Origin of the sequence: Ancylobacter sp., assembly GCF_965249975.1 — a bacterium.
In the GTDB taxonomy this organism is placed as follows: Bacteria; Pseudomonadota; Alphaproteobacteria; order Rhizobiales; family Xanthobacteraceae; genus Ancylobacter.
Genome location: NZ_CBDFNE010000004.1, coordinates 452976 through 476726 on the forward strand (window position 1 = coordinate 452976; position 23751 = coordinate 476726).

Here is a 23751-nt window from a genome sequence, read left to right on the forward strand (position 1 = left end):
CGGGCTCCTGTCCGGGGATGAGTACGACCTTCGCGTGAACGCGGCAGATCTTGCGGGTCTGGGTGCGCCGAAAGAAGGGTTGCGCCCCTCACATGCAGGGAAGCGAAGCAGCCACGCTCGACCGCGTTCTTGAAAAGGCGCTCCTGCGCGGGTATGTTCAGTGTGTCGAAAATGGTGGACCGGTTTGGTGAGCCCCGGTCAGCCCGCACTTCAAGCTGCGGGCATAATCCAGCCCCTGACGGGCCGCGGACCACGACGAAGGCGGACGTGTGCCGTCATTCGTCGGAGTGTTCCCGGGGGGCAACCCGATCCGACTGATGATTACGCATGCGTCCTTCGCCGTGCCTGCGGCTTCTTGATCGAAGGACGTCACCCTCCATGCAACGCACATCCGTCATCATCGTCGGTGGCAGCCTTGTCGGGCTGTCCGCCTCGCTCTTCCTCGCCTGGCGGGGCGTGCCCCATATCCTCGTCGAAAAGCATCGGGGCAGTTCTCCCCATCCGCGCGCCATCGGCTTCACCGAGACCAGCCTCGAACATTTCCGCGCCGTGGGAATTGCAGAGCGCATTCCCCAGGTCCCGCCGCACATGCGCTTGCGCCGGGCCAAGGTTGCAAGCCTGATCGGCGAGACCCTGGCGGAGCCCCCGTGGACGCCGGGAGAGCCGGGCCAGAAGGCAGCCGGTCTGTCTCCCTGCACGGGCGCTTCGATCGCGCAGGACAAGCTGGAGCCAATCCTTCGGCAGGCGACGCTCGAGCTTGGCGCGGATCTGCGGCTGGGGGCCCAGATGGTCTCGTTCGGGCAAGCCCACGACCACGTCCGGGTTCGTCTGCGTCCGCTGGACGGCGCCCCCGAATACGACATCGCAGCTGATTATCTGATCGCCGCCGATGGCGCCGACAGTCCTATCCGCGAGAGTCTGCGCATCACCCGCAGCGGTGTCGGCCATTTGCGCACGGTTCGCAGCGTCCTGTTTCGGTGCCAGGAGGCGGATGCCGTTCTTGCCTCGGGCATCCAGCAGTACGAGATCGAGCAGCCCGGCTTTCGCGCCTTTCTCACCACCTATGGCGACAGCCGCTGGGTCTTGATGTTCGACGATGACCGAGAGCGGAGCGAGGCGGAGTTGCGCGTCGCTGTTCTGCGGGCATTAGGTCGCGAGATGCATGTGGAGATCATCACCACCGGACGCTGGGAGATGGCGGGGCGTATCGCCGATCGTTACACGCAGGGCCGCATCTTCCTGGCCGGGGATGCCGCGCACCAACTGCCGCCCACACGGGGCGGATTTGGGGCCAATACGGGCATCGACGATGTATGGAATCTCGCCTGGAAGCTCCAATTTGTGCTTCACGGCGCATCTGCTCCGGGCTTGCTCGAGACCTACGATGCCGAGCGCCGGCCCATCGGCTGGCTGCGCCACCAGCAGACCTTTTCGCGGCCCGACTATGCCAAGTGGGTTGGCCTCGGGTTCAAGCCCGATCCGCTGTTCGGCGACGACGCAATGGAGTTCGGCCAGTTGGTCCGGTCGACAGCGGTGATAGGTGAGGGATGTAATTTGCCAGCGGCCGCATCCCCGACCCTGTGGGCCGGCGAACCAGGCACCCGTGCGCCCCATGTCTGGATGGAGCAGAACGGCGCGCGCCTGTCCGCGCTTGACCTCTTTGGCAAAGGGTTCGTGCTTCTAAGCCAGGATCCGGCCTGGCTGTCCGCGATCGGAAACCTGCCGATCAAAGGCTATGGGGTCGGGCGCGATATCCGCTTCCAAGAGGCGGACGCCTTCGAGACGCATTTCGGCATTGGTGTTGCGGGCGCGCTCTTGGTGCGGCCGGATGGGATCGTCGCCTGGCGGACCCGCGATCAGGCCAACCCCGAGACCCTGCGTCATGCTTACGCCCAGACGGCATCCGTGCCTGCATGATCATGGGCGCGGGGGCTTTATTCGGCCCGCGCATTTCGCTTGCGGGTGCGAGATAGGGACATTGTGACATGTCCCAACGGTCGGATGCGCCCCCGCGCATCCGACCGTTGTGTGACTATCCAGACCGGGGAATTGTCGGCGCCGCAGGGATATTCAAAAGGTGTGAGCTACTCCCCGAAATCCGGACAGTGACGGAAGCTACGATGTGACGTCTGCTGATTTCCCGAGACGAGGAGATCAGGACATGCGCAAACGCAGGAACCATGACGCGGGCTTCAAGGCTCGCGTGGCGCTTGAAGCCGTGAAGGGAGAGCGCACCGTGTCGGAGTTGGCCGCTGCATACGGCGTGCATCCGACGAGGATCCACCAGTGGAAGAAGGCGCTCCTGGATGGAGCCGCTGACATTTTCGAGCGGGGCGGCAGGAAGACGGCCGAGGTCAACGAGGACACGGTTCGCGATCTTCACGCCAAGATCGGGGAGCTGGCGGTCGCCAATGATTTCTTGTCACGAAAGCTCAAGCCCTGGACCGGGAAGTGAGGCGCACGATGATCGAGCGCCACCACCCCTCGTTGTCGGTCGGGATGCAGTGCCGGCTGCTGTCGCTTCCCCGGTCCTCGTTTGATTATGAGCCGCAGGGAGACCGAGATGAACCTCGCCCTCATGCTGCTGATCGACAAGCAGTTCCTGGACGGCCCTATGCGCGTCCGCGAACATCACCTGGTCGTTGCGACGGCCAAGCATGTCTTCCTGCATCGGGAATATGGCGTTGTCTTCGTCCGGGAAGCCGCTTCTCGGGAGGATCTGGCCGCTTATGACCTGACCCCTTTGCTGCTCTGCGGGCTTTCCGTTCCAGGGACCTCGCTTCGATGGGTCATCCTCACGCCGGTCGACAATCCGGCATCGATCGTGAATGTTCTCGGAAAGGCGTGGACGCAGGCCGACGGCCTGCGCGGTCGCCCGGATGTGCTGAAGGTGAGCCGTCATCTCGCCGCATCTGCGGTGGACTTGCCTGAAACGCTGGCGGCGACCGATGCCCGGCAGGGTCTCCATGCCGTTGGTATCTGCCTCGCGGCTAAGGCTGTCGGCTCGGCCGTCTGGCGCGGTCCGGGAGGCGCGCTTCAGCCGATTTCCAGATGTTTGTAAACCGTCGTGCGGGAGATGCCGAGCCGGCGCGCGGTCTGCTGGATATTGCCGCCGGTCGCCGCAAAGGTCTCGCGAATCCGCCGGCATCGATCGCGGCTCAGCGCGTGAGATGCGCACTGGGCGCAGCTGGGCGCGCCATCATCGGTGCCGTCCTCGCAGGACAGCGCAGTGAGCCCCTCGCCCTCGGTCTCGATCGCCGCGCGACGAAGCCAGAACTGCAGCTCGCGTATGTTGCCCGGCCAGGGCCGCTGGCGCAGGCGCTCGATCACCGTGTCATCGATCGAGATATTCGTCGCGTGCCCGGCCAGAAGATGACGGACGATGGCATGGAAATCGCCGCGCTCGCGCAGCGGCGGGATCTCAACGGAGAGCCCATTGAGCCGGTAATAGAGGTCGGCGCGGAACTGGCGCGCGGCGACGGCGGCGGCAAGATCCCGATTGGTGGCGGACACGATCTGCACATCCAGCGTCGCGGTTTTCCCCCCGCCGAGCGCGCGAACTTCCATCGTGTCGAGGAAGCGCAGCAGCGCGGTTTGCGCGGCCAGCGGAATGTCGCCCACCTCGTCGAGGAACAGCGTTCCCCGATCCGCCAGACGGATCAGCCCCGGCGCGCCCTCGTTGCGCGCATTGGTGAAGGCGCCCCGGTCATGGCCGAACAGTTCGGCGATGAACAGCGTTTCCGGCACCGCGCCGCAATTGATGGGTATGAACGCGCCGCTCCGGCCGCTGAGTGCGTGAACATGGCGGGCCATCAGCTCCTTGCCCGTGCCGGTCTCGCCATGGATATGAACGGCCAGCCGCTCGCGTGTGGCAGCCGCCAAACCGCGCATACGCCGTTGCAGCAGCGCATCCTCGCAGACGAAGGCCGCGGGGGCAGCACGAGCAGCAGCACCAGCGGCTGCAGGCATCGGCAGGCGAGCCGTCCCCGCCGGCGCCGGGCTCTCGCGCAGGGGCGGCGCGGCGAAGCGTCGGCACGCGACGTAAAGCAGGCTACCGGCCCGGTCGCGGACCCGGGCGATGCCCGCGCGGCGCAACTCGTCGACCACGCCGCCGAAGCCGGGCTCGAACAGGGCGTCGAAAGCCTGCCCGGCCGTGGCGTCCAGCCCGGCGAGCAGTCCGCGCGCGGCCCGGTTGATCGACACCACCTCGCCCTCCGGCGACAGCGCCATGAGGCCGGTCGACAGCGTGTCGAGATATTCGGCCCTCGGATGCAGGGCGAGCAGAAGCACATCCGGCCGGGCATTGACGATCAGCCCATTCTCCACCGCCGCCGATGCCATGCGAACCAGCGCGTGGGTATGCTGCTGGCGGGCTTCATTGGAGCTCGACGCGTCGAGCAACCCGACCAGCCGGTCCGCCGGGTCGAAGATAGGCACGGCGGCACAGCTGAGATGGCCGTGGCAGGCGAAAAAATGCTCACGCCCATAGATGGAGACCGGTGCCTGTTCCACCAGCGCGAGCCCGAGCGCATTGGTGCCACGCCCGCCCTCCAGCCACACGCTGCCCGGCACGATGGAGCGCCCCGCCTCGCTGTCGGCGAAAGACGGGTCGCTCAGCGCATCCAATACAACGCCTCCGGCATCGGCGAAGGCGATCATGAAATTCGAGCCGGCAATCTGTTCATAGAGAAGCTGCATCTGCGCCAGGGCGAGACGGCGCAGCAGCGCCTGCTCCTCGCGCCGGGTTCGCACCTCAGCAAAGGCGATGACCGCTTCGTCCGGCCGCCGCGTCGGGTCGAGCCCGCCGGCGAGACAGCGCTCCCAGCTGCGGGCGATCTCCGGCGAGAGCGCGCCGCCGGGCACGCGCACGCCTGCCTCCAGCGCGACGCGTGCCCGGGCGCCGGGGGCGCTTGGGGTGGGGGAAGGTGAGGTGGGGGATGGGGGCGGCATCGGCGCTATCCTCATCTGTTCTTGTCGTTTTGCGGCAGGGTCGGCGCAAAACAAAGGGAAGGCAATAGACAGAAACTGGACACTGTTCGATCGCCCCTGTTCAGGCGATGAACGCGCGAAAGCCTTCGCACCTGCAGTAAAGCCTTGACGAAATGGGCAAATAGCGTGTGGCACATTTGCTGCGATGGACCCTCCGACGGCGACGCCAAGCGGTGCCGAAAAAGGGAGGACGCCATGAAGGCGCAGGTGCTGAAAACATACGACACGAGTCTCACCGCCGACCTCTGGGTCGCGGAGGAGAACGTGCCCGATCCCAAGATCGTGAAATCCACCGATGTGATCGTCCGCATTGGTGGCGCCGGCGTCTGCCGCACCGATCTCCACATCATCGAGGGTGTGTGGAAGCCGCATATGGATCCCACGGGCGACAAGCTCCTGCCCCTCATCATGGGCCATGAGAATGCCGGCTGGATCGAGGAGGTGGGCAAGGAGGTCGAGGGCCTGAAGAAGGGCGATCCGGTGATCGTGCACCCCAAGATCACCGGCGGCACCTGCCTTGCCTGCCGTCGCGGCTTCGACATGCACGGAGCCGGCAGCTTTCCAGGTCTCGACTGCAATGGCGGCTATGCCGAATTCATCTGCACGTCGGAGCGCAACATCGTGCCGCTACCGCGCTCGCTGACACCTAAGGAAGTGGCGCCCTATGCCGATGCCGGCCTCACCGCCTATCGCGCGGTGAAGAAGGCCACCCGGCACCTGCTGCCCGGCCAGAGCTGCGTCGTCATCGGCGCCGGCGGGCTGGGGCATATCGGCATCCAGTGCCTTAAGGCGATGTGCGCCGCCGATGTGATCGTCGTCGACAAGTCCGACGCCTCGCTGGCGCTGGCGACCAAAAGCGGCGCCGACCAGGTGGTGAAGGCCGATGGCAATGAGGTCGAAGCCGTTCTGGCGCTGACCGGCGGCGCCGGCGCGGAGGCGGTGATCGATTTCGTCGGCGAGAGGGGCACCACCGCCAAGGGGCTCGCCATGACCCGCGCCATGGGAAGCTACTACATTGTCGGCTACGGCGAGGACATCAAGATTCCGGCGGTCGACCTGATCATCTCCGAGCGCAACATCATCGGCAATCTGGTCGGCACCTGGGCCGAACTGACGGAGCTGATGGCGCTGGCCGATCGCGGTCTCGTCGAGCTGGCGACCAGCGAATACAAACTCGCGGACGCGAATTTGGCGCTGCACGATCTCAACGCCGGCAAGATCCATGGCCGGGCCGTTCTCGTTCCCTGACGGGCCGGAGGGGTGCGGTATCTTGTATTCCAGAGACGATGATGCGTGCATCGCAGCATAAATAGCAGTTAAGTAAGCAGGTGTTACCGATCATTCTGCGCTGCACCATTTTCGCATAATGAAACACTTTCGGACGCGCGATTCGCAAAACAATTCACTGGCGCGATCTGATGCGTGTTCTACCCCAGTCAAGTCGTTGAAACACCTATTGCGACGACTTGGCACGGCGCTTGCTAAATTACTATTAGAACAATGCTGACGTGCCCCACGGGGCAGGCCACGAAAAGAACGAAGGGAAGAAGTCCGGGGAAGCTGCCGGCACGGCGAGGAGCCGGGCCGGCGGGTCATGAGACGGTCAGGTCAGGACCGCCGTCCCGCACCCGTTACGCCAACAGCCGCACCCGGTGCCTTGTACCTTTGCCCAGGCCTTCGACGCTCGCCGCATGTGCGACGGGCGAAGGGTTCCTCATGTCTAGAACCCGGCCGGTCGGACCGCGCAAACGCTGTACCGCACCCGCCGGGAGGAAATTGACCGTGGATTCCGCTCCAAGAGCAGGATGGCAAAAATGACAAGTACACTGACCCTTAACAAGATCACCGCGCAGAAGGGCATCTCCGTCGCGGACGCCGCGAAGAAGATCGCCGATCTCGGATGGAATCCCTCCTACGTGCAGGAGGCGATGACCTTCCCGACCGACTACAAGATCACCAAGGCGCCTAAAGACCCGATGAAGCAGGTGCTTCGCTCCTACTTCCCGATGCAGGAAGAAAAGGACAACCGGGTCTATGGCGCGCTCGACGCGGCTCTGCGTGGCGACATGTTCCGCAATGTCGAGCCGCGTTGGGTGGAATGGATGAAGCTGTTCCTGGCCATTATCCCGTTCCCGGAAATCTCGGCGGCCCGCTCCATGGCGATGGTCGGTCGTCTGGCGCCCGGCGAGGACCTGCGCACCGGCTTCACCATGCAGATGGTCGACGAGTTCCGGCACTCGACGATCCAGATGAATCTGAAGAAGTGGTACATGGAGAACTATATCGACCCGGCCGGATTCGATATCACTGAGGAAGCCTTCGGCAAGTGCTACGCCACCACGATCGGCCGCCAGTTCGGTGAAGGCTTCATCACCGGCGACGCCATCACCTCCGCCAATGTCTACCTGACCGTGGTGGCCGAAACCGCGTTCACCAACACGCTGTTCGTCGCCATGCCCTCCGAAGCCGCCCGTAACGGCGACTATGCCCTGCCGACCGTGTTCCTGTCCGTGCAGTCGGACGAGAGCCGGCATGTCGGCAATGGCCACTCCATGCTGATGTCGATGCTGAAGGAGCCGGAGAACCATCTCCTGCTGGAGCGCGACATGCGCTACGCCTTCTGGCAGAATCACGCCATCGTCGACGCCGCCATCGGCACCTTCATCGAATACGGCACCACCAACCGCGACAAGAACAAGGAATCCTACGCGGAGATGTGGCATCGCTGGATCTTCGAGGACTACTACCGCACCTACATGCTGCCGCTGGAAAAGTACGGCATCAAGATCCACCACGACGATGTGCAGACGGCGTGGAAGCGCATCACCGAAAAGAACTATGTGCACAAGATCGCGCAGTTCTTCTCCGTGGGCTGGCCGGTTAACTTCTGGCGCATCGAGGCCCAGACCGACAAGGACTTCGAGTGGTTCGAGCACAAGTACCCGGGCTGGTACGCCCAGTTCGGCGAATATTGGAAGTGGTACGCCAAGCTCTCGCATCGCGGCCAGACCAACATGCTGTTCAACGCCGACACCGGCTATGTCTATCCGCACCGGTGCTGGAGCTCGATGGTGCCCTGCGTGGTGCGCGAGGACATTGTCACCGACATGATCGACGGCAAGCTGCACACCTTCGCCCATGAGCTCGACCGCTGGACCGCGGTGGAAGCCTTTGCCAGCGAGTATCAGGGCCGTCCCACCCCGGCGATGGGTCGCTTCAGCGGCCGGCGCGAATGGGAGAGCTGCTACCACGACTGGGACCTGGCGGACGCCATCCAGGATCTCGGCTTCGTGCGCACGGACGGCAAGACCCTCGTGCCGCAGCCGCATCTGCGCTTCGAGGAGAAGGAGATGTGGACGCTTGACGATGTGCGCGGGCACACCATCAAGAGCCCGCTGATCACCCTGCGCGAGATGAGCCCCGAGCAGCGCGAGAAGCACCTCGCCGACTACCGCGCCGGCTTCACCATCAATCCCTGCAACTGAACGTCGCGCGGGACCGGCTTTGCCGGTCCCGCATCGACCAAGGTGCTCCAGAATCTAACGGGGAGGTCGCACGATGGGCGACGTCTATACCGTCCGCTTGAATCCGGTCGGCGTCGAATTCGAGGTCGAAGAGGGTGAAACCGTCCTTGATGCGGCCTTCCGGCAGGGCATCGCCCTGCCGCATGGCTGCAAGGAGGGGCGGTGCGCGGCCTGCAAATGCGTGCTGAACGAGGGCGAGGTCGAGCTCAAGCCCTACTCGACCTTCGCACTGAACGAGATGGAGCGGGACCAGAACCACATCCTGCTGTGCCGGACCCTGGCCTATTCGGACATCGAGGTCGATCTTCTCAACTTCGACGAGGAGATCCTCTCGAAATCGATACCCGTCCGGACCTTCGGCGCGGAGGTAACGCGGGTCGTTGAACTGACCCACGACATAAGGCGCCTGGAGATCGTGCTCGATCAGCCTCTCAAATTCTGGGCGGGCCAATATGTCGACATCACGCTCCCGGGGGCAGAGGCGATTACGCGCTCGTTTTCCATGGCAAATACGCCGGTCGAGGGCAAAGAACTCGCCTTCATTATCAAGAAATACCCCAACGGCAAATTCTCCTCCCGCCTCGATGGAGAACTCCATCCAGGAACCCGGCTCACCGTTCGCGGCCCCTTCGGAACCTGCTTCCGACGGGAAGACAAGGGAGGGGTCCTGATCCTGGTGGGCGGCGGCTCCGGCATGTCGCCGCTGTGGTCGATCCTGCACGACCATCTGGAAAGCGGAGAAGACCGGGAGGTGCATTTCTTCTACGGCGCCCGCACCGCCAAGGACCTGTTCTACCTCGACGAATTCGCCCGGCTGGAGGCGGCGAATCCACGCTTCCACTTCATCCCCGCGCTTTCCGCTGCGAGCGACGAGGATGGCTGGAGCGGCGAGCGCGGCTTCATTCATGAAGTCCTGAACGCCCATCTGCGGCGGCTGGATTGCGGCGAGGACGTCGACGTCTATGCCTGCGGCCCGGAGCCGATGATCGAGGCTCTCGTGCCGGTGCTGCAGATGAACGACGTGCCGACCGAGCGGATCTTCTTCGACAAGTTCACGCCGGCCTCAAACGCCACCGAGCAACTGGCGCACGCCTGAGCGCCACCACCACACGCCTTCGCCAGACAACGATAATTTGGGAGGATCACCATGACAGCCACGCAAACGGCGCCGGTCAAGTCGGGGGCAGCCGGATCGGCCGTCTTCGCCGATTCCGACAGCCGCAAGTACCGTTACTTCGAGCCGCGCGGCAAGCGCGCGACCCATTACGAGGACGTCACCGTCGACGTCCAGCCCGATCCCGAGCGCTATCTGCTGCAGGACTGGATCATCTCGTTCCCGAACGGGCGCGGCGCCTACTCCAAGGACAACACCGCCGCGCTGAGCTCCAACTGGCACCTGTTCCGCGCCCCGGACCAGGAGTGGGAGCGCACCCACTACCAGCGGCAGTCCAAGATCGAGGCGATGGTGCAGGCCGTCATCGCCAATGGCCGCAAGTCCGGTGCGCCGCTGCACTTCGACAAGGCATGGGTACGGGTACTTCAGAACCATCTCGGCGCGTGGAAACACGCCGAATTCGGGCTCGGCACCTCGCTGATGCAGGCCCAGCGCTACGGCTACACCCAGATGATCAACAATGCGACGCTGACCAACTCGTCGTACAAGCTGCGCCTCGCCCAGGACATCACGCTGTATCTTGCCGAAATCGGCATGGACATCGGCAATTTCGACGACGAGGCGGGCAAGCGCACCTGGCTTGAAGATGGCAGCTGGCAGGGCACGCGCGAGGCGGTCGAGTCCATCATGGGCTCGGAAGATTATCTCGAGCAGTACTTCGCCATCAACATCGTCTTCGAGCCGTTGGTGGGCGAATTGTTCCGCTCTGGCTTCCTGATGCAGGTGGCGTCGCCCAATGGCGACTTCATCACCCCGCCGGTGATCTCGGCGGCGGAGGCGGACTACGAGCGCAACCTCGCCAATGCGATCGATCTGTTCCACCTGCTGGCGCATGATCCCGAGCACGGCGCGCACAATAAGGGCCTGTTCCAGGCCTGGCTGCGCAAGCATGTCGCCCTGGCCAACAATGCGGCGGCGGGCTTGCAGCCGATCTGGTCGCAGCCGCACTCCAAGCCAGTCCAGTATTCCGACGCGCGCGCGCAGTCGGTCGAGCGCATCGGGAAGATCCTGGGCGAACTCGGCCTCGACCATCCCCAGGAGTGACGCCCATGTCCACCATGTCTCGCTCGGCCACCAATCAGAACATCTTCCAGAAAATGGGCGATCTCGTCTTCGATCAGACGATTTCGCACCAGTGCGGCGTCACCATGAACGACAGTGTCGAGGCGCGCGCCATCGCCGAGTTCATGGGTCAGAAGCCCAATGTCACCATCACCTACCAGCCGGCGCTGATCCGTATCGATGGCGAAGGCAAGCTCATCTTCAAAATGGATGAGATCAGCGAAATCCTCGGCAAGGAAATGAATGCCGAGATATTCGAGGTCAACACCTCCACGCACTATGGTCGCATGATCCGCGTCGACGATAACACCGTGACACTGTTCGGCGACATGGATGAAATCCGCCAATACATCGAGTGAGTCACGCACATTGCCCCGGGGAAGTCTGCCTTGCCCGGGGCGGCATGCCTGCCGCCATCAGCCGCGACGCCACGCGCTCACAGAATTCGTCAAAAAGGGGAGAGGGTTCATGTTCAGGACACCGGACGGTGAGGAGATCTTCATCATCGATGGTCACACCCATTTCTGGGACGGCAGCCCGGAGAACCAGGCCAACATACATGGCAAGCAATTCATCGACTGCTTCTACGCCTACCACACCGCCCTGAGCCCCAAGGATCAGCTGTGGAGCAAGGAACAGTTCGAGAAGTACAGTGCCGAGAAGATGCACCATGATTTGTTCGTCGACGGTCCCGACGACATGGCGATCGTCCAGTCGACCTATCTCAGCGAATTCTACAAGAACGGCTTCAACACCATCGAGCGCAATCGCGGCATGGCGAAGGCCTATCCTGACCGCTACATCGTCAACGGCGCCTTCGATCCGCGCGATGGCGAGAAGGCGATCGAATACATCCACTTCATGAAGGAAAACTACAACATCAAGGGTGTGAAGCTCTACACGGCGGAATGGAAGGGCGATTCCCGCGGCTGGAAGCTCACCGACCCCAGCGCCTATCGCTGCCTGGAGCTGTGCCAGAAGCTCGGCATCACCAATGTCCATGTCCACAAGGGACCGACCATCATCCCGCTCGACAAGGATGCGTTCGATGTCCACGACGTCGACCATGCCGCGACCGATTTCCAAGGCCTGAACTTCATCGTCGAGCATTGCGGCCTGCCCCGGCTGGATGATTTCTGCTGGATCGCGGTGCAGGAGACCAATGTCTATGGCGGTCTCGCTGTGGCGCTGCCCTTCATCCACTCCCGCCCGCGCTACTTCGCCGAAGTGATCAGCGAATTGCTGTTCTGGGTGGGCGAGGACAAGATCCTCTTTGGCAGCGATTACGCCATCTGGACGCCGCGCTGGCTGGTCGAGAAGTTCTGGAACTTCGAGATCCCGGAAGACATCAAGCAGGAGCATGGCGTCGACCTAACCCGCGAGGCCAAGCGCAAGATCCTCGGCCTCAATGCCGCCCGGCTCTACAATGTCGATGTCGAGGCACAGAAGGCGAGGCTGAAGGACGCTTCGCTGGCGGTCGCGGCGGAGTAGGCCCATGCGCCGCCCCGCCAGCACGCAGATCGGCGGCGATGCGCGCATCGCCGCCGTGTGGAACCAGCTCGCCGGCGTCATGGACCCGGAACTCGACGAGTCGATCGTCGATCTCGGCTTCGTGGAAGACGTCGCGATCGGCCCTGATGGCCGCGTCGATGTCGCCTTCCGCCTGCCGACCTATTGGTGCTCGCCCAACTTCGCCTTCCTGATGGCGGACGATATCGGTCGGGCGGTGCGGGCGCTGCCCTGGGCGCGGGAGGTTCATCCCCGGCTCGAAGATCATATGTTCTCGCAGGAGGTCAATCGCGGCACCCATCTCGGGCTCTCCTTCGCGGAGACGTTCCGCGATCTGGAGGTCGGCGACACGCTGGAGAGCCTGCGCGAAACCTTCCTGCGCAAGGCGTTTCAGCGCCGGCAGGAGGCGGTCATCCTGGGCCTGCGACGGGCCGGCTGGTCGGATGCGGCCCTCGTGGCGACCGATCTCGCGACCCTGGACCGCGCCGTCATCACCGACCCGGAGGGCCTGCGCCAGAAGCCCCGCTACCGCGAAATTCTGCTGGCGCGCGGCCTCGCCACGCGGCCGTCCGACCTCGCATTCGTCACCCTCGACGGCGAAGCCATCGCGGCCGAGAGCCTGCCGGTGCATCTGCGTGGGCTGCGCGCGGTGCGCATCAATATGGAGGCCAATGGCGCGCTGTGCCGGGGGCTTCTCGATGCCCGCTACGACGAGGGGCCGCGCGCGGCGGCGGCGATGACTTCCGGGCACGCCTGCGGCGGTGCCGGAGCGTCCAGCGGCTGCTGCGGCGGCTGCGCCCTGAACCCCGGCGCTGCGGCGCCTGCCGCGAAAGGCGCCGGCCTGCCGTTCGCTCTGTGAACGAGGCGTCTGCGCCCCGTTCCGACGTCGACCCCAACAAGCACACAAAACGACGAGGAAAAAGCCATGGCAAAGATGATCCTGCATGACGGCGAGGCACGCCGCGCCCTCGCCCGCGGCGTTGGCAAGCTGGCGGCGGCCGTCGAATCGACGCTCGGTCCCAAAGGCATGAACGCCATGGTCGACCGGCCGATCGGCACCCCCATCGTCTCGCGCGACGGCGTCACCATCGCCTCCGAGATCGAGCTGCCCGACCGTTTCGAGAACATGGGCGCGCAGGTGGTGCGTGAGGTGTCGATGCAGACCAACGAGGTTGCTGGCGACGGCACCACTACCGCCATGGTGCTGGCCAATGGCCTCATCCAGAACGGCGTCGCGGCACTGGAGCGGGGCGCCAAACCCGTCGACCTGTGCCGCGGCATCGATACGGCGGTCGATCTCGTGGTGGAAACGCTGAAGGGCCGCGCCCGCCCGGCCTCCGAACGCTCGATGCTGGAAGCGGTGGCGACCATCGCCGCCACCAACCCGCATCTCGGGCACCTCGTGGCCGAGGCGCTGCACCGCGTCGGCCTCGACGGCATCGTCTCCTCCGATTACGGCCTCACCATCGAGACCACGCTCGACGTGGTGGAGGGCATGTCGTTCGACCGGGGCTATATTTCCCACCACATGGTGACGGATGTCGAGAAGATGGAGGTGGTGCTGCACGAGCCCTACATCCTGCTCACCGACCTCAAGATCCGTGCGCCGCAGGAGATCGCCGGCATCCGCCAGGCGGTGGCGCAGACCGGGCGCACCCTGGTTATCATCGCCGAGGAAATCGCCCCGGAAGTGGTGGTCACCCTGCTCGGAGACGGCAATCGCGGCAAGGTGCTGGTGGTCAACCCGCCCGATTACGGCCATTGGCGCAAGGCGATGATGGACGATCTCGCCATCATCACCGGCGGCAAGGTCATCGCCCGCGACCTCGGCGGCCGGCTGGAGGACGTCACCCTCGACGATCTCGGCACCGCCCGCCAGGTGCGCGCCAGCGGCCGCGAGACCATCATCGTTCGTGGCGGCGGCGACGCGGAAGCGATCGCGGCGCGGCGGGCCCAAGTCACGCGCCAGCACGAGCTCGCCCCGCCCAATATCGAGCAGGACAAGCTGAAGGAGCGCCTCGCGAAGCTCTCCGGCGGCACGGCGGTGATCTACGCCGGTGGCGTGACGCCGGTGGAGCAGAAGCGCACGCTCCAGCTGATCGACGACGCGCTGAGCGCTACCCGCGCGGCGGCGGAGGAGGGCATCGTCGCCGGCGGCGGCACGGCGCTGCTGCAATGCGCGCCCATCGTCGCTTCCCGGCTCGGCAATCTCAATGGCGATGTAGGCGAAGGCATCCGCCTGGTGCGCGAGACGCTGTCCCGTCCGGCGGCCTTCATCGCCCGCAATGCCGGCTACGACCCCGACACCATCGTCGACCAGTTGATGGCGGCGGAGGACGGCATCGGCTTCGACGCCGCCACCGGCGAGATGACGGACATGATCTCGGCTGGCATCGTCGATCCGGTGCGCGTCACCTGCACGGCGCTGCGCAACGCCGCCTCGGTCGCCACGCTGGTGCTCACCACCAACACGCTGATTGCCGACATCACCGATTATGTCGACCCCACCGCCGGCCCTGCGCTCGGCGGCGGCGCTGAAAAGCTCGGCCGCGCATGATCATGGCATCCCGCCGACGGCTCCCGCCCGGCCGGCGGGATGCCTTCCGAAGAGGTCGGAGCGCGTCGCAGCCGGATGTCGACGTCGTCCCGGTCCCGTTCGTCCAGGAGCGGGCGGCGCCGCCGGTGACCGGGGCGACCCTGCGAGCCTCCATCGCCGGCGTCGTCGGCCGCGTCTGGCGCGTGTTTTTCGGCGCCGTCCGTGCCGGAACGCTCCATCGCACGGGCGCGTCCGCCGGGCGGCTTGATCAAGTGACGCTTGATTGGAAGCGTGGTAAAAACGTTGCAAATGAAGCGAAGCAGATGCCACGCGCCAGGAATTCGGGTGTCTGATATTCGCGAAAAATGAAGGGGAGGTTGCTTTGGTGTATATTATCACCAAGAAGGATGGTCCTCGAAAAGAGGACGTCGCCGCCAAGAAAATGATTCGGGAAAATTGGGGGACGATTGATCGTCTCGCCAATCAGATTTCCGGCGGTCGTTGGCAGGACATCAAGCAGGCCCGCGCTGCCAAGACATCCGTTGCCGAATACGATCGCAAGAGCTTCATCGGCTACGCCTCGGTGGGCCGGACTGCGGCCCCCCGGCCCTATATCCGGATCAGCCTGAACAACCGTGTCGTTGTGGTCGACGAGGACACCAACCGACAGCTGCTGTTTCTCGGCGAAATCAGGCACCGCGCGCATGGCCGGGTGTTCTGTCTCGCCACCCGTGCCAACGGTTTCTTCGATGCGGCGACGGACGAGGTGCTGGAGGCTTTGGCCGGGCTCGATGGCTGCATGCTGTCCGAGGACGAGGTCGACGAGCCGTTCAAGCATGAACTCGCCGCCCGCCTCGGCTTTGCCCCGCCGCAGGTCATCTGAGCGGGCGTGTCCGCCAGAACCTCCGGTCCGTTTTGCGCAGAGGCCGGTTCTCGGACGGCCACGGGACATTTGGATGCAGACGGAAGCGCATATGACAAAGCCGCCCGTTGAGCGCCGTTTGACCGCACTTCCCTCTCGAATGGACGAGGGCGAGGACGGCGTCGATCACGCCGCGGATGGTGCCTCCTACGACGCGTCAGCGACGATGAAGGCTTGGGAGAATTTCCTGGACCAGAACCGGCCGACCGGTCCGGGCGGGCTGGTTCGCAGCGTCATCGAGCGCTCCTGGCAACGCAGCGCCGTCTCCGGCGTCAACCCGCGCGGTCGCGGCAGCGAGCTCATCGTCTCCGCCGACGAGGTGGACGGCTTGCGCCGACAGAATGGAGGCCTGATTCAGGCCGCCGGCAAGACGTTCGAGCGTCTGGCCGACATTCTCGGCGAGACGGCGACCATGGTCGTCGTTACCGACCAGCGCGGCGTCATCATCGACACCGCCGGCGACCGCCACATTCTCGATGCCGCCCATGATATCCGCCTCGAGATCGGCGCCAATTGGGGTGAAGCCGTCACCGGCACCAACGGCATCGGCACGGCGCTGGTGACGGGCAGGCCGGTCTATGTGCGCGCGGCCGAGCATTTCTGCGAAGGCGTGAAGTCCTGGACCTGCATCGGCGCGCCAATCCGCAATCCGCTCGACGGCAGCGTTGTCGGCGTCGTCGACTTCTCCGGCCCGCAGGACATTTTTCGCAGCCACAACATCGCCCTTGGCATGATGGCGGCGAGCCATATCGAGCTCGCCCTCGCCGACCAGCTGCGGGTCGAGCGCATGCAACTGCTGGAACTGTGCCTGGCCCGGCTGCAGGGCGGCGCGCGCGGCGACGGTTTCGTCATCGTCGACCGGCAGGGCCGGGTGATCCACCACAGCGACACCGCGGTTGCGCGCTGGCGCCATGCCCATCCCGGCAGCGAGCTGCGGCTCGGCGAGCAGTTGATGGACTTCAAGGGCGGCAACTGGCCGGACAACATCGCCGGCCTTCCCGGTGTCGAAAGCCAGCGCATCGAGCCGCTGGTTCACGATGGGGCCTTCTCCGGCGCGGTGCTGCTGCTCGGCCCGACGGGCCACCCCGCCCCGGCGGTGCGGGCCGGCACCAGCCAGGCGGCCACGGCATTGCGGGCGGCGCGGGAGGCCATTGTCGGTGAAAGTGCGGTGCTCATTGAAGCCATTGAGCGGGCCGAACGCGCCGCGCAGGGCCGTGGCGCCATCCTGCTGGAAGGCGAGACCGGCGTCGGCAAGGAGCTGTTCGCCAAGCTCATCCACGCGGCCGGTCTCACCACGGGGAAGGAACCCTTCGTCACCTTCAATTGCGGCGCGGTCTCGAAGGATTTGCTGGGTGGCGAATTGTTCGGCCACGCCCCGGGCGCGTTCACCGGTGCCACACGCGAGGGCCGCGCCGGACGCTTCGAGATCGCCGACAGCGGCGTGCTCAGCCTTGACGAGATCGGCGAGATGCCGCTCGACCTTCAGCCCTATCTCCTGCGCATCCTCGAGGAAAACGCCGTCTATCGCATCGGCGAGGCGCGACCCCGGCCGATCAATGTGCGGCTCATCGCTTCAACCAACCGCAATCTCAAGGTGGAGGCGGCGGAGGGGCGCTTCCGCAAGGATCTCTATTTCCGCATCGGCGCGGTCAAGATCACCATTCCGCCGCTGCGCAACCGCCATGGCGACATCCGCCTGCTGCTGCACCATTTCAACAGCCGCGTGGCGACAAGCCAAGGCACCGAGCCGCTGCGCTTCCAGCCGGCGGTGATCGATCTGCTGGAACGCTATGAGTGGCCCGGCAATGTCCGGGAGGTGCGCAACCTTGTCGAGTCGCTGTCGCTGATGGCGGTCGACCGCACGGTGGGCATCGATGACCTGCCGGAAGACTTGATCGAGGACGTGCAGCATCTGCGCGAGGCAGGCGGCGAGGCGGCCGAAAGGTTCGATTCCGGGGAGCCGATTGCCCGTATCGACGAGGCCGAGCGCCGGCTGATCGAGCGCACGCTGGTCGCCTCGGGCGGTAATACATCGGTTGCCGCCGATCGGCTGGGGATCTCGCGCAGCACGCTCTATCGCAAGCTCCAGCACTATCGGGCACGGCTTTAGCCGCCGCGCCGGCAGAGGGAACCAGGGGGCAAGGCTCAGATGACAGAACCGATGTATCCCCCCGGCCGCGTCCCCCAGGCCAGCGAGCTTGCCTCGATCCTTCTCGACAAGGCCGAGCGCGACGTGGTGTTCACCCTGCGCATTCGCGGGGACAGCCTCGATCTATTGTCGCGGTACTTTCAGGGCTTCATCGAGCGCTCGCTCGGCTCGAACGGCGTCGACTATGGCGATCATCCGCTGCTGCGGCTCTTCGTCGAATCGCACGGACGCGAACTCACCGAATTCGTGGTGAACGGCCTGGCCCTGTCGCACCAGATCGACCTCAAGGCATTCGAACGCTTCGGTGGCGATTCGACCCATCTGCTGCGGGCCGACATATGGGACAGTCTGCGCAGCTATGTCGAGAGCGCCGAGCAGCATTTCATGTCCGGCCTCGGCGGCCTTCATGACATCCTGGCCGAAGTCGCCGCCCTGCGCCCGGACGCTGCGGGAGGTGGGGATGGTTAGCGACAGCAGGGCGGGCCGTGCCATGCCGGACTGCGCCGAGGAGCCCCGATGAGCGACACGCAACGCCTGCGCGCCCTGCTCGAAAAGCGTCTTGAAATCGTGCAGCAGATCGGCCGCCTGAACGCGCGCCAGCTGAAGAACCGGCAGATCTTCAGCGGCCTCGATCTGGAAGTGATGCGCTGCGAGCGCGATCTTCTGCAGCGTGTCGATGCAGCCGTGACCGACGGACTCGCGGACGTGCGGCTGCAGTACGGCGCGGCGCTGGCCGCACTCGCCGAGGATGAGCGTGACCTCATGGAATGGTACGGGCGACTCGACGCGCTCGACCGCGAGATCAGTAAACAGTGAGCCCAATCGCCGGGCATCGGCAGGGAGCCTAACGAGATGAGCACGACAGAAGCCCAAGCATCGCCGCTTTTCACCCTGCTGGCGCGGCAATGGCGGCTGGAGGCGGAGGTTCAGGCCTGTGCCTTCGCCCGGGATGGCGCCAGCCTTGCCTACGCGCTCGCGGATGGCACGCTCGCCCTCGTCTCGATGGAGGACCCGGAAGCGGCGGGAATACGCTGGCGCATGTCGATCGAGGACGGGCGCTCCACCATTTCCCCGCGCGCACGTCCCGTGCCAGCCCCGGCAAGGGTGCCGGTGGGCGAGCACCCGCTCCGCCTGGCGGCGTTCGGTTCATCGGGCTTTCTGGTCGGCGGCGCCACCGGGCGGATGGTGCAAATCGGCGCCGACGGGTCGACGCGGGTGGTGGTCGAACACGACACCGGGGGCGTCGACGCGCTGACGACCCCGTGCGAGCCTGCCGCATGCCCGCGCGCCAGTTGGGTCGCCGCCAGCGGAAGCGTCACACGCTACGACCCCGAGGGCGGCACCGCACTGGCAATGGCGCGTTATGAAGGCGCCGCCCGGGTGGTCGCGCCCGCCCCCGGCGGCGGGTGCGTCGCACTGGGCTTCGATACCTGCCTCTCGGTCATCGACCTCAGTGTCATCGACCCGCAAGGCGCCGCCGGCGAGCCCTTCGAGATCGCGCTCGGGCCGGTGGAAGCCCTGGCCTGGTCGCCGGACGGGTGCCTTCTGGCCGCCGGCCTTCTCGATGGTGGTATCGCGCTGATCGACACCGCGACGCGGCGCGTGCTTCGCCTGCCGGATTATCCTGCCCCGGTGCGCACGCTGGACTGGAGCGCCGATTCCCGCTGGCTCGTCACCAGCGGCGCCTTCCGCGCCATCGTCTGGGCGGTGGACGGGGGCCGCGAGCGCCCCAAAACCTTGGAGACCGGCCGTTCGGGCCTGGTGGCGGTGGAGGCGGCGCGGCTGCATCCCCATCTGCCGCTCGTCGCGGCCGGTTATGAAAATGGCATGATCGTCGTCACGGCGGTCGGTCAACGCGACGAACTCGTCATTCGCGACCCGGCGCCAGGTGGCCTTCGCGACCTGAGCTGGTCGAGCAATGGCGAGCACCTGGCCTTTCACGCCGCGCAAGGCTGGGCCGGGGTGATCGACCTGCCGGCCCACATGTTCAAGCAGATTAACAGGAGGGTTCCATGACAGCGACCGACAAGATCGCCGAGAGCAAGGACACGTTCTTCGAGGAAATCGCCGCGCTCGCCGAGCGGATGATCGCGGAGCATGGCCGGGATTTCACCATGGGCGCGTTCGTCCTCGCCGCCCGCTTCATTGCCGAAAAGAAGGATCTCGGCAATCGCGGTCTTGAGCCGACAAACTGATCTGGACCACCCGGAGCCCACCTCGACCTGCGCCGTGCCGGTCGAGGTGGAAGGCAAGGGCCGTTCAGGCCATCGCGTCCCGGGAAGACCCGCACGGCTCGGGGCCGCCAAAGGGATGGATGACGCCGGTGGGCGCCATGGTCTTGGTCGGGCCGTCCGACACACGAGACGCCGGCGCTGCCGCAATTTTCGCTGCCGCCCGTGCCATGGGGCGATAGCCGCGCTTTCGCTTGCCTCGCGGCAGGCCGAGAAACAGCTGGACAGCATCCTCCTCACGTTCGAATGAGTGATGCTTCGCCTGTCCGCGCGAGCCGGTGCGGCCCAGCGGCGGGTGAGGTAGACGTCGCCGAACAACGTCGGCTCGATCGACAGAACGGAATAGCGGACCATGTTCCGGGCGGGGTCCCGCTTTTCGACATAGAGCTTATAGGGCTGCGCGATCATGGGAAAAGGATCGCGTGCACGTCAGGTCGCGTCCAGCCAGAGGTTTGAATCGGTCGGGGCCAACCGATTCATTCCGGTGAAGTCTGGGCGGCGCGAGCGGGCGCCAAGCTCTGATGTTCCGCCCTCTCGCCGTCCGGCCCGATGAGCCAGGACGGGATGTCGCGCATCCCGTGCAGCACGCGCCACACGTCGATATGCTCGGGATGCTCGACGTAGAATACCAGATAGGGATAGTGCTTCAGCCGCAGGCTGCGCAGGTCGGCGATCTGGAGTTCATAGGCATAGCGCGGCGAGCCCGAGGCCGGGTGTTCGGCGATCAGTCGATAGGCAGCCTGGAGATCGCCAACAAAGCCGAGGGCAACAGCTGCATTCGCATCGCGTAGATAGTGGCCAATAGCCTCGTCCACATCCTGCTGCGCCCGCTGCCGCGCGATGACGGGCTTCGGGTTCACCTGTGCGCCGGACCGGCGATCCGGGCCCGCAGGCCGTCGAAGTACTGGTCGTCGGCCGGCGCCGAGGCCGGCGAGGAGGCTCCCTCCAGCAGCAGCCCACGCAGCCGCGCACGGTCTTGGTCGCGGCGGATCAGCTCACGCACATATTCGCTGCTCGTCGCGTAGCCACGCTCCGAAACCTGCTGGTCGACGAAGCTCTTGAGGCCTTCGGGCAGTGAGATATTCATCGTGCTCATGCAGAGAGAATAGGGGCTTGGCAAAATTTGGCAAGATTGGATTCAGCCATCTTCCGCAGCCCGCGCTTCTCGCTCGCGTTCTACCATGGCCAGCGAGGTTGATAGTGGCTAGCTCGCCCCTTCCGTTCGCTTTGGTTTTCACTGCCATCCCTGTCGGAACGGGCAAATCACCAAGCGCCGCGGCCCGTCAGCCCGGCCGCGACGGCTGTGGTACACGGCAGTTGGCACCGTCATTCGCCGCTCGGTCGGGCTGGATTATCGGGCGTTTATGCTTTTAAGATAGAGCGTGCGGTTTATGGGCCAAGTAATGGACATAAGCGCACATCTAAATTAGGCTTCCGCTATGGATGCCGTCCCGATTCCGCCGTCTCCGGCGCCCGTCGCCCTGCCAACTGTCCCCGGCTGGGCCCTGCCGCGGGGTCCGGCGACAGACCCCGCCGAAGCCGCCTTCTTCGCCGGGGCGGCGTTGAATGGCCTCGATACTCTTGTGCGGGCGGCTCCGTCCTGGGCCGGCGCCTGGCGTCAGCGTCTCGCTCTTAGCTGAGCCGTCGCCGCCATGTCCGTCGTTGGCCGGGCCGAGACTGAGGCAGCGCTGCGCGATGCGTGGCACCTTCGCACAGCTTCCGCCCGAGCTGCGCTGGCGTGAGTGGATGGGTCGGGTCGAAGCTGTGATCTTTGCCTCGCCTGAGCCGGTGACCCGCGAGGCGCTGGCCAAGGTGGTCGGCCGCGACTGCAATCTCGACCTCATCATCGCCGATATCCGCGCCGAACTCGCCGGGCGACCCTATGAGCTGGCGTCGGTCGCCGGTGGCTGGCAGCACCGCACCCGCAGGCACTATGCGGAGGCCATAGGGGTGGCGACCGGGCTCGGCACGACGGATGCCAAGCCGCTCTCCCAAGCCGAGGCGCTGGTGCTGCTCTGCATCGGCTACTTCCAGCCGATCACCCGGGGCGAGCTCAGCCGGTTCTTCGGCCGCGAGATCAGCCGCGACACGATCGGCCATCTGCGCCGCCTCGGCTTCATCGCCGCCGGGCCGCGCTCTCCGCAGCCCGGCGCGCCCTACACCTATGTGACCACCCGAGAGTTCCTCAGCCACTTCGGCTTCGATACCCTGCGCGATCTCCCTGATATGGAGGCGCTGGAGGACGCCGGCCTGCTCAGCAAGGACAGGCTGCTCGCAGGGGAGTTTCCGTGGGCGCTGATGCAAGGGGAGGGGTACGAAGAGGGGAAGGAGGCGGACCCGGAAGGCGAGGCGTGACGGTTCGCCATCGCGATGTGGACGCCGCGGGCCAGATCTGCCCAGCTGATCCTGACCTAATGCAGCCTCTCGATCGCCCTTTCGGCGACGTCCGCTTTGCGCCCACATCTCGGCCGTAGAGATCGGATTAGCAGTCTCCTGAAAGCAGACGTGTCATTTATGGCTTTGGAGGTCATGGTTCGCGCCAGGAGACATTGGAACATTGCCCGGTGTTTAGTCCCAGGATGTCATGGCTTGGTTGACGAACGAACAGCTCCGGCTTTTCGGCGCTGATGAGCTTGAGCGCTTCGAGCGGTGTTTTGAAGCGGAGCGCCTTGAGCTGCTTGGCGTAGTTGTAGGCGAGCAACCAGTCCCGGACATGACGTCGCAGGTCGTCGATCGAGGCATAGTGGAACGCGCGCACGGTCGCGTCCTTGATGGTGCGAACCATCCGTTCGGCCTGCCCGTTGGTCCAAGGGTGATACGGCTTGGTGAGCCTGTGTTCAGTATCGTGTTCGGCACAGACCCTTCCGAAGACGTGGGCGACGGAGCCGCCCTTGGCCCTCTTGTCGTGCTGGACGAACTGAACGCCGTTGTCGGTCAGTACCGTGTGGATCTTGTAGGGGACCGCCATGAGCAGAGCCTTGAGGAAGCCCGCCGCGACCAGCTTCGTCGCCTTCCGGTAGATCCTGGCGAAGACCAGCTTGGATGTGCGATCGACGGCCACGAACAGATAGGCCTTGCCGCCCTCGTAGCGCAGCTCGGCGATGTCGAGGTGGAAGTGGCCGATCTCATAGGCTTTGAACCGCTTGGGCTTCTCGCGATCGGCCTTCGGCAGGCGCGAGATACCGTGCCGTTGAAGGCAGCGGTGCAGCGACGAGCGCGTCAGGCGCGGGATGACGTCCTTCAAGGCGACGAAGACATCGTCCAGCGGCAGGCGAGCCTGCACGCGCAGAACGACGATCGCCGCCTCCTCAATGGCTGAGAGGGTCGAACTGTGCCGCTCCTTCGGGCCCATCGGCTCGTCTTCCACTCTCCGGCGGGATCGCCACTTCCTCACCGTCTTCTCGTTGATCCCGAAGCGTCGCGCCAGTTCCGCGGATGAAGCTTGCGATCGCTGTAGCTCCGCTCGAACGGCGTGCGTGGTCTTGGCGCTCCCGTGAAGAACCTGGCCCATAGCGTGTCCCTCTCCAACGGAGATAATGATACGCCATCACACTGTGGGACTAAACACCTAGGCAGGGCCGCGGGCTTGTCGGCGGAACCGGGCCGTCTCCGGCCGACAACCACCTCATGCAGTGACAGAGCGCCGCGCGCGCCC

Annotated in this window: 23 protein-coding genes and 1 pseudogene; 19 read left to right on the forward strand and 5 right to left on the reverse strand. The window is 65.1% G+C overall.

Features of this window, described 5'->3' with window-relative positions:
* Window positions 1–378: 378 nt before the first annotated feature.
* The 3 genes from ACP2AH_RS06620 to ACP2AH_RS06630 all read left to right on the forward strand — a co-directional run bounded on the left by ACP2AH_RS06620 (window position 379) and on the right by ACP2AH_RS06630 (window position 3061).
* On the forward strand, window positions 379–1917 hold the full coding sequence (locus ACP2AH_RS06620; RefSeq protein WP_425105070.1) for an FAD-dependent monooxygenase: 1539 nt from the start codon (window positions 379–381) through the stop codon (window positions 1915–1917).
* A 244-nt stretch (window positions 1918–2161) separates the two neighbouring features.
* Window positions 2162–2455: a transposase gene (locus tag ACP2AH_RS06625; protein WP_425105071.1), complete on the forward strand. Its 294-nt coding sequence runs from the start codon at window positions 2162–2164 to the stop codon at window positions 2453–2455.
* A gap of 108 nt (window positions 2456–2563) precedes the next feature.
* Window positions 2564–3061 carry a hypothetical protein gene (locus ACP2AH_RS06630; RefSeq protein WP_425105072.1) on the forward strand — a complete coding sequence of 166 codons (498 nt, stop codon included), beginning with the start codon at window positions 2564–2566 and terminating at the stop codon, window positions 3059–3061.
* On the opposite strand, the gene ACP2AH_RS06635 is transcribed toward ACP2AH_RS06630, so the two are convergent.
* A complete protein-coding gene (locus tag ACP2AH_RS06635; RefSeq protein WP_425105073.1) occupies window positions 3037–4950 on the reverse strand; it encodes a sigma-54-dependent Fis family transcriptional regulator in 1914 nt (637 codons plus the stop codon). The genes ACP2AH_RS06630 and ACP2AH_RS06635 overlap by 25 nt on opposite strands.
* A 234-nt stretch (window positions 4951–5184) precedes the next feature.
* Between ACP2AH_RS06635 and ACP2AH_RS06640 the strand changes: the two genes are divergently transcribed.
* From ACP2AH_RS06640 to ACP2AH_RS06705, 14 genes are all read left to right on the forward strand, one after another.
* Window positions 5185–6237 (forward strand): NAD(P)-dependent alcohol dehydrogenase, encoded by a 1053-nt coding sequence (locus tag ACP2AH_RS06640; protein WP_425105074.1) that lies wholly within the window; start codon window positions 5185–5187, stop codon window positions 6235–6237.
* A gap of 566 nt (window positions 6238–6803) precedes the next feature.
* Entirely contained in the window at window positions 6804–8474 is a 1671-nt protein-coding gene (locus ACP2AH_RS06645) for an aromatic/alkene/methane monooxygenase hydroxylase/oxygenase subunit alpha (RefSeq protein ID WP_425105075.1), read from the forward strand.
* A gap of 73 nt (window positions 8475–8547) precedes the next feature.
* Window positions 8548–9609 (forward strand): 2Fe-2S iron-sulfur cluster-binding protein, encoded by a 1062-nt coding sequence (locus tag ACP2AH_RS06650; RefSeq protein WP_425105076.1) that lies wholly within the window; start codon window positions 8548–8550, stop codon window positions 9607–9609.
* A gap of 51 nt (window positions 9610–9660) precedes the next feature.
* Window positions 9661–10731 carry an aromatic/alkene monooxygenase hydroxylase subunit beta gene (locus ACP2AH_RS06655; protein WP_425105077.1) on the forward strand — a complete coding sequence of 357 codons (1071 nt, stop codon included), beginning with the start codon at window positions 9661–9663 and terminating at the stop codon, window positions 10729–10731.
* A 5-nt stretch (window positions 10732–10736) separates the two neighbouring features.
* Window positions 10737–11108 carry an MmoB/DmpM family protein gene (locus ACP2AH_RS06660; RefSeq protein WP_018391468.1) on the forward strand — a complete coding sequence of 124 codons (372 nt, stop codon included), beginning with the start codon at window positions 10737–10739 and terminating at the stop codon, window positions 11106–11108.
* Window positions 11109–11217: 109 nt separating this feature from the next.
* Window positions 11218–12240, forward strand: coding sequence for an amidohydrolase family protein (locus ACP2AH_RS06665; protein WP_425105078.1), 1023 nt, complete (start codon window positions 11218–11220; stop codon window positions 12238–12240).
* Between the two features lie 4 nt (window positions 12241–12244).
* On the forward strand, window positions 12245–13117 hold the full coding sequence (locus ACP2AH_RS06670) for a metal-sulfur cluster assembly factor (protein WP_425105079.1): 873 nt from the start codon (window positions 12245–12247) through the stop codon (window positions 13115–13117).
* 66 nt (window positions 13118–13183) lie between these two features.
* Entirely contained in the window at window positions 13184–14815 is a 1632-nt protein-coding gene (locus tag ACP2AH_RS06675) for a molecular chaperone GroEL (RefSeq protein WP_425105080.1), read from the forward strand.
* Window positions 14816–15179: 364 nt separating this feature from the next.
* A complete protein-coding gene (locus tag ACP2AH_RS06680) occupies window positions 15180–15677 on the forward strand; it encodes a hypothetical protein (protein WP_425105081.1) in 498 nt (165 codons plus the stop codon).
* A gap of 91 nt (window positions 15678–15768) precedes the next feature.
* On the forward strand, window positions 15769–17826 hold the full coding sequence (locus tag ACP2AH_RS06685; RefSeq protein WP_425105082.1) for a sigma-54-dependent Fis family transcriptional regulator: 2058 nt from the start codon (window positions 15769–15771) through the stop codon (window positions 17824–17826).
* 39 nt (window positions 17827–17865) lie between these two features.
* Window positions 17866–18333, forward strand: a complete 468-nt coding sequence (locus ACP2AH_RS06690; RefSeq protein WP_425105083.1) for a hypothetical protein — start codon at window positions 17866–17868, stop codon at window positions 18331–18333.
* A gap of 48 nt (window positions 18334–18381) precedes the next feature.
* The gene (locus ACP2AH_RS06695; RefSeq protein WP_425105084.1) at window positions 18382–18681 is read left to right on the forward strand and encodes a hypothetical protein; all 300 of its coding nucleotides are present in this window, start codon (window positions 18382–18384) and stop codon (window positions 18679–18681) included.
* Window positions 18682–18717: 36 nt separating this feature from the next.
* The gene (locus tag ACP2AH_RS06700) at window positions 18718–19881 is read left to right on the forward strand and encodes a WD40 repeat domain-containing protein (RefSeq protein ID WP_425105085.1); all 1164 of its coding nucleotides are present in this window, start codon (window positions 18718–18720) and stop codon (window positions 19879–19881) included.
* Window positions 19878–20060 carry a hypothetical protein gene (locus tag ACP2AH_RS06705; RefSeq protein ID WP_425105086.1) on the forward strand — a complete coding sequence of 61 codons (183 nt, stop codon included), beginning with the start codon at window positions 19878–19880 and terminating at the stop codon, window positions 20058–20060. Before ACP2AH_RS06700 ends, ACP2AH_RS06705 begins: the two co-directional genes overlap by 4 nt.
* A 208-nt stretch (window positions 20061–20268) precedes the next feature.
* Here the strand turns inward: ACP2AH_RS06705 and ACP2AH_RS06710 are convergent.
* The 3 genes and pseudogenes from ACP2AH_RS06710 to ACP2AH_RS06720 form a co-directional block, all read right to left on the reverse strand.
* Window positions 20269–20504: pseudogene (locus tag ACP2AH_RS06710) on the reverse strand (WGR domain-containing protein); the annotation flags it as partial.
* Between the two features lie 68 nt (window positions 20505–20572).
* Complete coding sequence (locus ACP2AH_RS06715; protein ID WP_425105087.1) at window positions 20573–20956, reverse strand: type II toxin-antitoxin system RelE/ParE family toxin; 384 nt, start codon at window positions 20954–20956, stop codon at window positions 20573–20575.
* Window positions 20953–21183 (reverse strand): ribbon-helix-helix domain-containing protein, encoded by a 231-nt coding sequence (locus tag ACP2AH_RS06720; RefSeq protein ID WP_425105088.1) that lies wholly within the window; start codon window positions 21181–21183, stop codon window positions 20953–20955. The genes ACP2AH_RS06715 and ACP2AH_RS06720 overlap by 4 nt, the downstream gene beginning before the upstream one ends.
* Before the next feature lie 352 nt (window positions 21184–21535).
* Here ACP2AH_RS06720 and ACP2AH_RS06725 point away from each other — a divergent pair, with 352 nt between their 5' ends.
* Together ACP2AH_RS06725 and scpB are read left to right on the forward strand one after the other, a co-directional pair.
* The gene (locus tag ACP2AH_RS06725) at window positions 21536–21736 is read left to right on the forward strand and encodes a DUF1403 family protein (protein ID WP_425105089.1); all 201 of its coding nucleotides are present in this window, start codon (window positions 21536–21538) and stop codon (window positions 21734–21736) included.
* A gap of 55 nt (window positions 21737–21791) precedes the next feature.
* Window positions 21792–22451, forward strand: a complete 660-nt coding sequence (gene scpB / locus ACP2AH_RS06730; RefSeq protein WP_425105090.1) for an SMC-Scp complex subunit ScpB — start codon at window positions 21792–21794, stop codon at window positions 22449–22451.
* A 172-nt stretch (window positions 22452–22623) separates the two neighbouring features.
* Here the strand turns inward: scpB and ACP2AH_RS06735 are convergent, their stop codons facing one another.
* Complete coding sequence (locus ACP2AH_RS06735; RefSeq protein ID WP_425105091.1) at window positions 22624–23607, reverse strand: IS481 family transposase; 984 nt, start codon at window positions 23605–23607, stop codon at window positions 22624–22626.
* Between the last annotated feature and the right edge of the window lie 144 nt (window positions 23608–23751).

What these genes read in the sequence shown, in the direction of transcription:
- ACP2AH_RS06720 (WP_425105088.1), bottom strand. Translation starts at nt 21,183, where the DNA reads ATGAATATCTCACTGCCCGAAGGCCTCAAGAGCTTCGTCGACCAGCAG.
- ACP2AH_RS06630 (WP_425105072.1), top strand. Translation starts at nt 2,564, where the DNA reads ATGAACCTCGCCCTCATGCTGCTGATCGACAAGCAGTTCCTGGACGGC.
- ACP2AH_RS06655 (WP_425105077.1), top strand. Translation starts at nt 9,661, where the DNA reads ATGACAGCCACGCAAACGGCGCCGGTCAAGTCGGGGGCAGCCGGATCG.
- ACP2AH_RS06700 (WP_425105085.1), top strand. Translation starts at nt 18,718, where the DNA reads ATGAGCACGACAGAAGCCCAAGCATCGCCGCTTTTCACCCTGCTGGCG.
- ACP2AH_RS06640 (WP_425105074.1), top strand. Translation starts at nt 5,185, where the DNA reads ATGAAGGCGCAGGTGCTGAAAACATACGACACGAGTCTCACCGCCGAC.
- ACP2AH_RS06665 (WP_425105078.1), top strand. Translation starts at nt 11,218, where the DNA reads ATGTTCAGGACACCGGACGGTGAGGAGATCTTCATCATCGATGGTCAC.
- ACP2AH_RS06660 (WP_018391468.1), top strand. Translation starts at nt 10,737, where the DNA reads ATGTCCACCATGTCTCGCTCGGCCACCAATCAGAACATCTTCCAGAAA.
- ACP2AH_RS06675 (WP_425105080.1), top strand. Translation starts at nt 13,184, where the DNA reads ATGGCAAAGATGATCCTGCATGACGGCGAGGCACGCCGCGCCCTCGCC.
- ACP2AH_RS06645 (WP_425105075.1), top strand. Translation starts at nt 6,804, where the DNA reads ATGACAAGTACACTGACCCTTAACAAGATCACCGCGCAGAAGGGCATC.
- ACP2AH_RS06685 (WP_425105082.1), top strand. Translation starts at nt 15,769, where the DNA reads ATGACAAAGCCGCCCGTTGAGCGCCGTTTGACCGCACTTCCCTCTCGA.
- ACP2AH_RS06620 (WP_425105070.1), top strand. Translation starts at nt 379, where the DNA reads ATGCAACGCACATCCGTCATCATCGTCGGTGGCAGCCTTGTCGGGCTG.
- ACP2AH_RS06735 (WP_425105091.1), bottom strand. Translation starts at nt 23,607, where the DNA reads ATGGGCCAGGTTCTTCACGGGAGCGCCAAGACCACGCACGCCGTTCGA.
- ACP2AH_RS06690 (WP_425105083.1), top strand. Translation starts at nt 17,866, where the DNA reads ATGACAGAACCGATGTATCCCCCCGGCCGCGTCCCCCAGGCCAGCGAG.
- ACP2AH_RS06625 (WP_425105071.1), top strand. Translation starts at nt 2,162, where the DNA reads ATGCGCAAACGCAGGAACCATGACGCGGGCTTCAAGGCTCGCGTGGCG.
- ACP2AH_RS06635 (WP_425105073.1), bottom strand. Translation starts at nt 4,950, where the DNA reads ATGCCGCCCCCATCCCCCACCTCACCTTCCCCCACCCCAAGCGCCCCC.
- scpB (WP_425105090.1), top strand. Translation starts at nt 21,792, where the DNA reads ATGCGTGGCACCTTCGCACAGCTTCCGCCCGAGCTGCGCTGGCGTGAG.
- ACP2AH_RS06705 (WP_425105086.1), top strand. Translation starts at nt 19,878, where the DNA reads ATGACAGCGACCGACAAGATCGCCGAGAGCAAGGACACGTTCTTCGAG.
- ACP2AH_RS06650 (WP_425105076.1), top strand. Translation starts at nt 8,548, where the DNA reads ATGGGCGACGTCTATACCGTCCGCTTGAATCCGGTCGGCGTCGAATTC.
- ACP2AH_RS06725 (WP_425105089.1), top strand. Translation starts at nt 21,536, where the DNA reads ATGGATGCCGTCCCGATTCCGCCGTCTCCGGCGCCCGTCGCCCTGCCA.
- ACP2AH_RS06695 (WP_425105084.1), top strand. Translation starts at nt 18,382, where the DNA reads ATGAGCGACACGCAACGCCTGCGCGCCCTGCTCGAAAAGCGTCTTGAA.
- ACP2AH_RS06670 (WP_425105079.1), top strand. Translation starts at nt 12,245, where the DNA reads ATGCGCCGCCCCGCCAGCACGCAGATCGGCGGCGATGCGCGCATCGCC.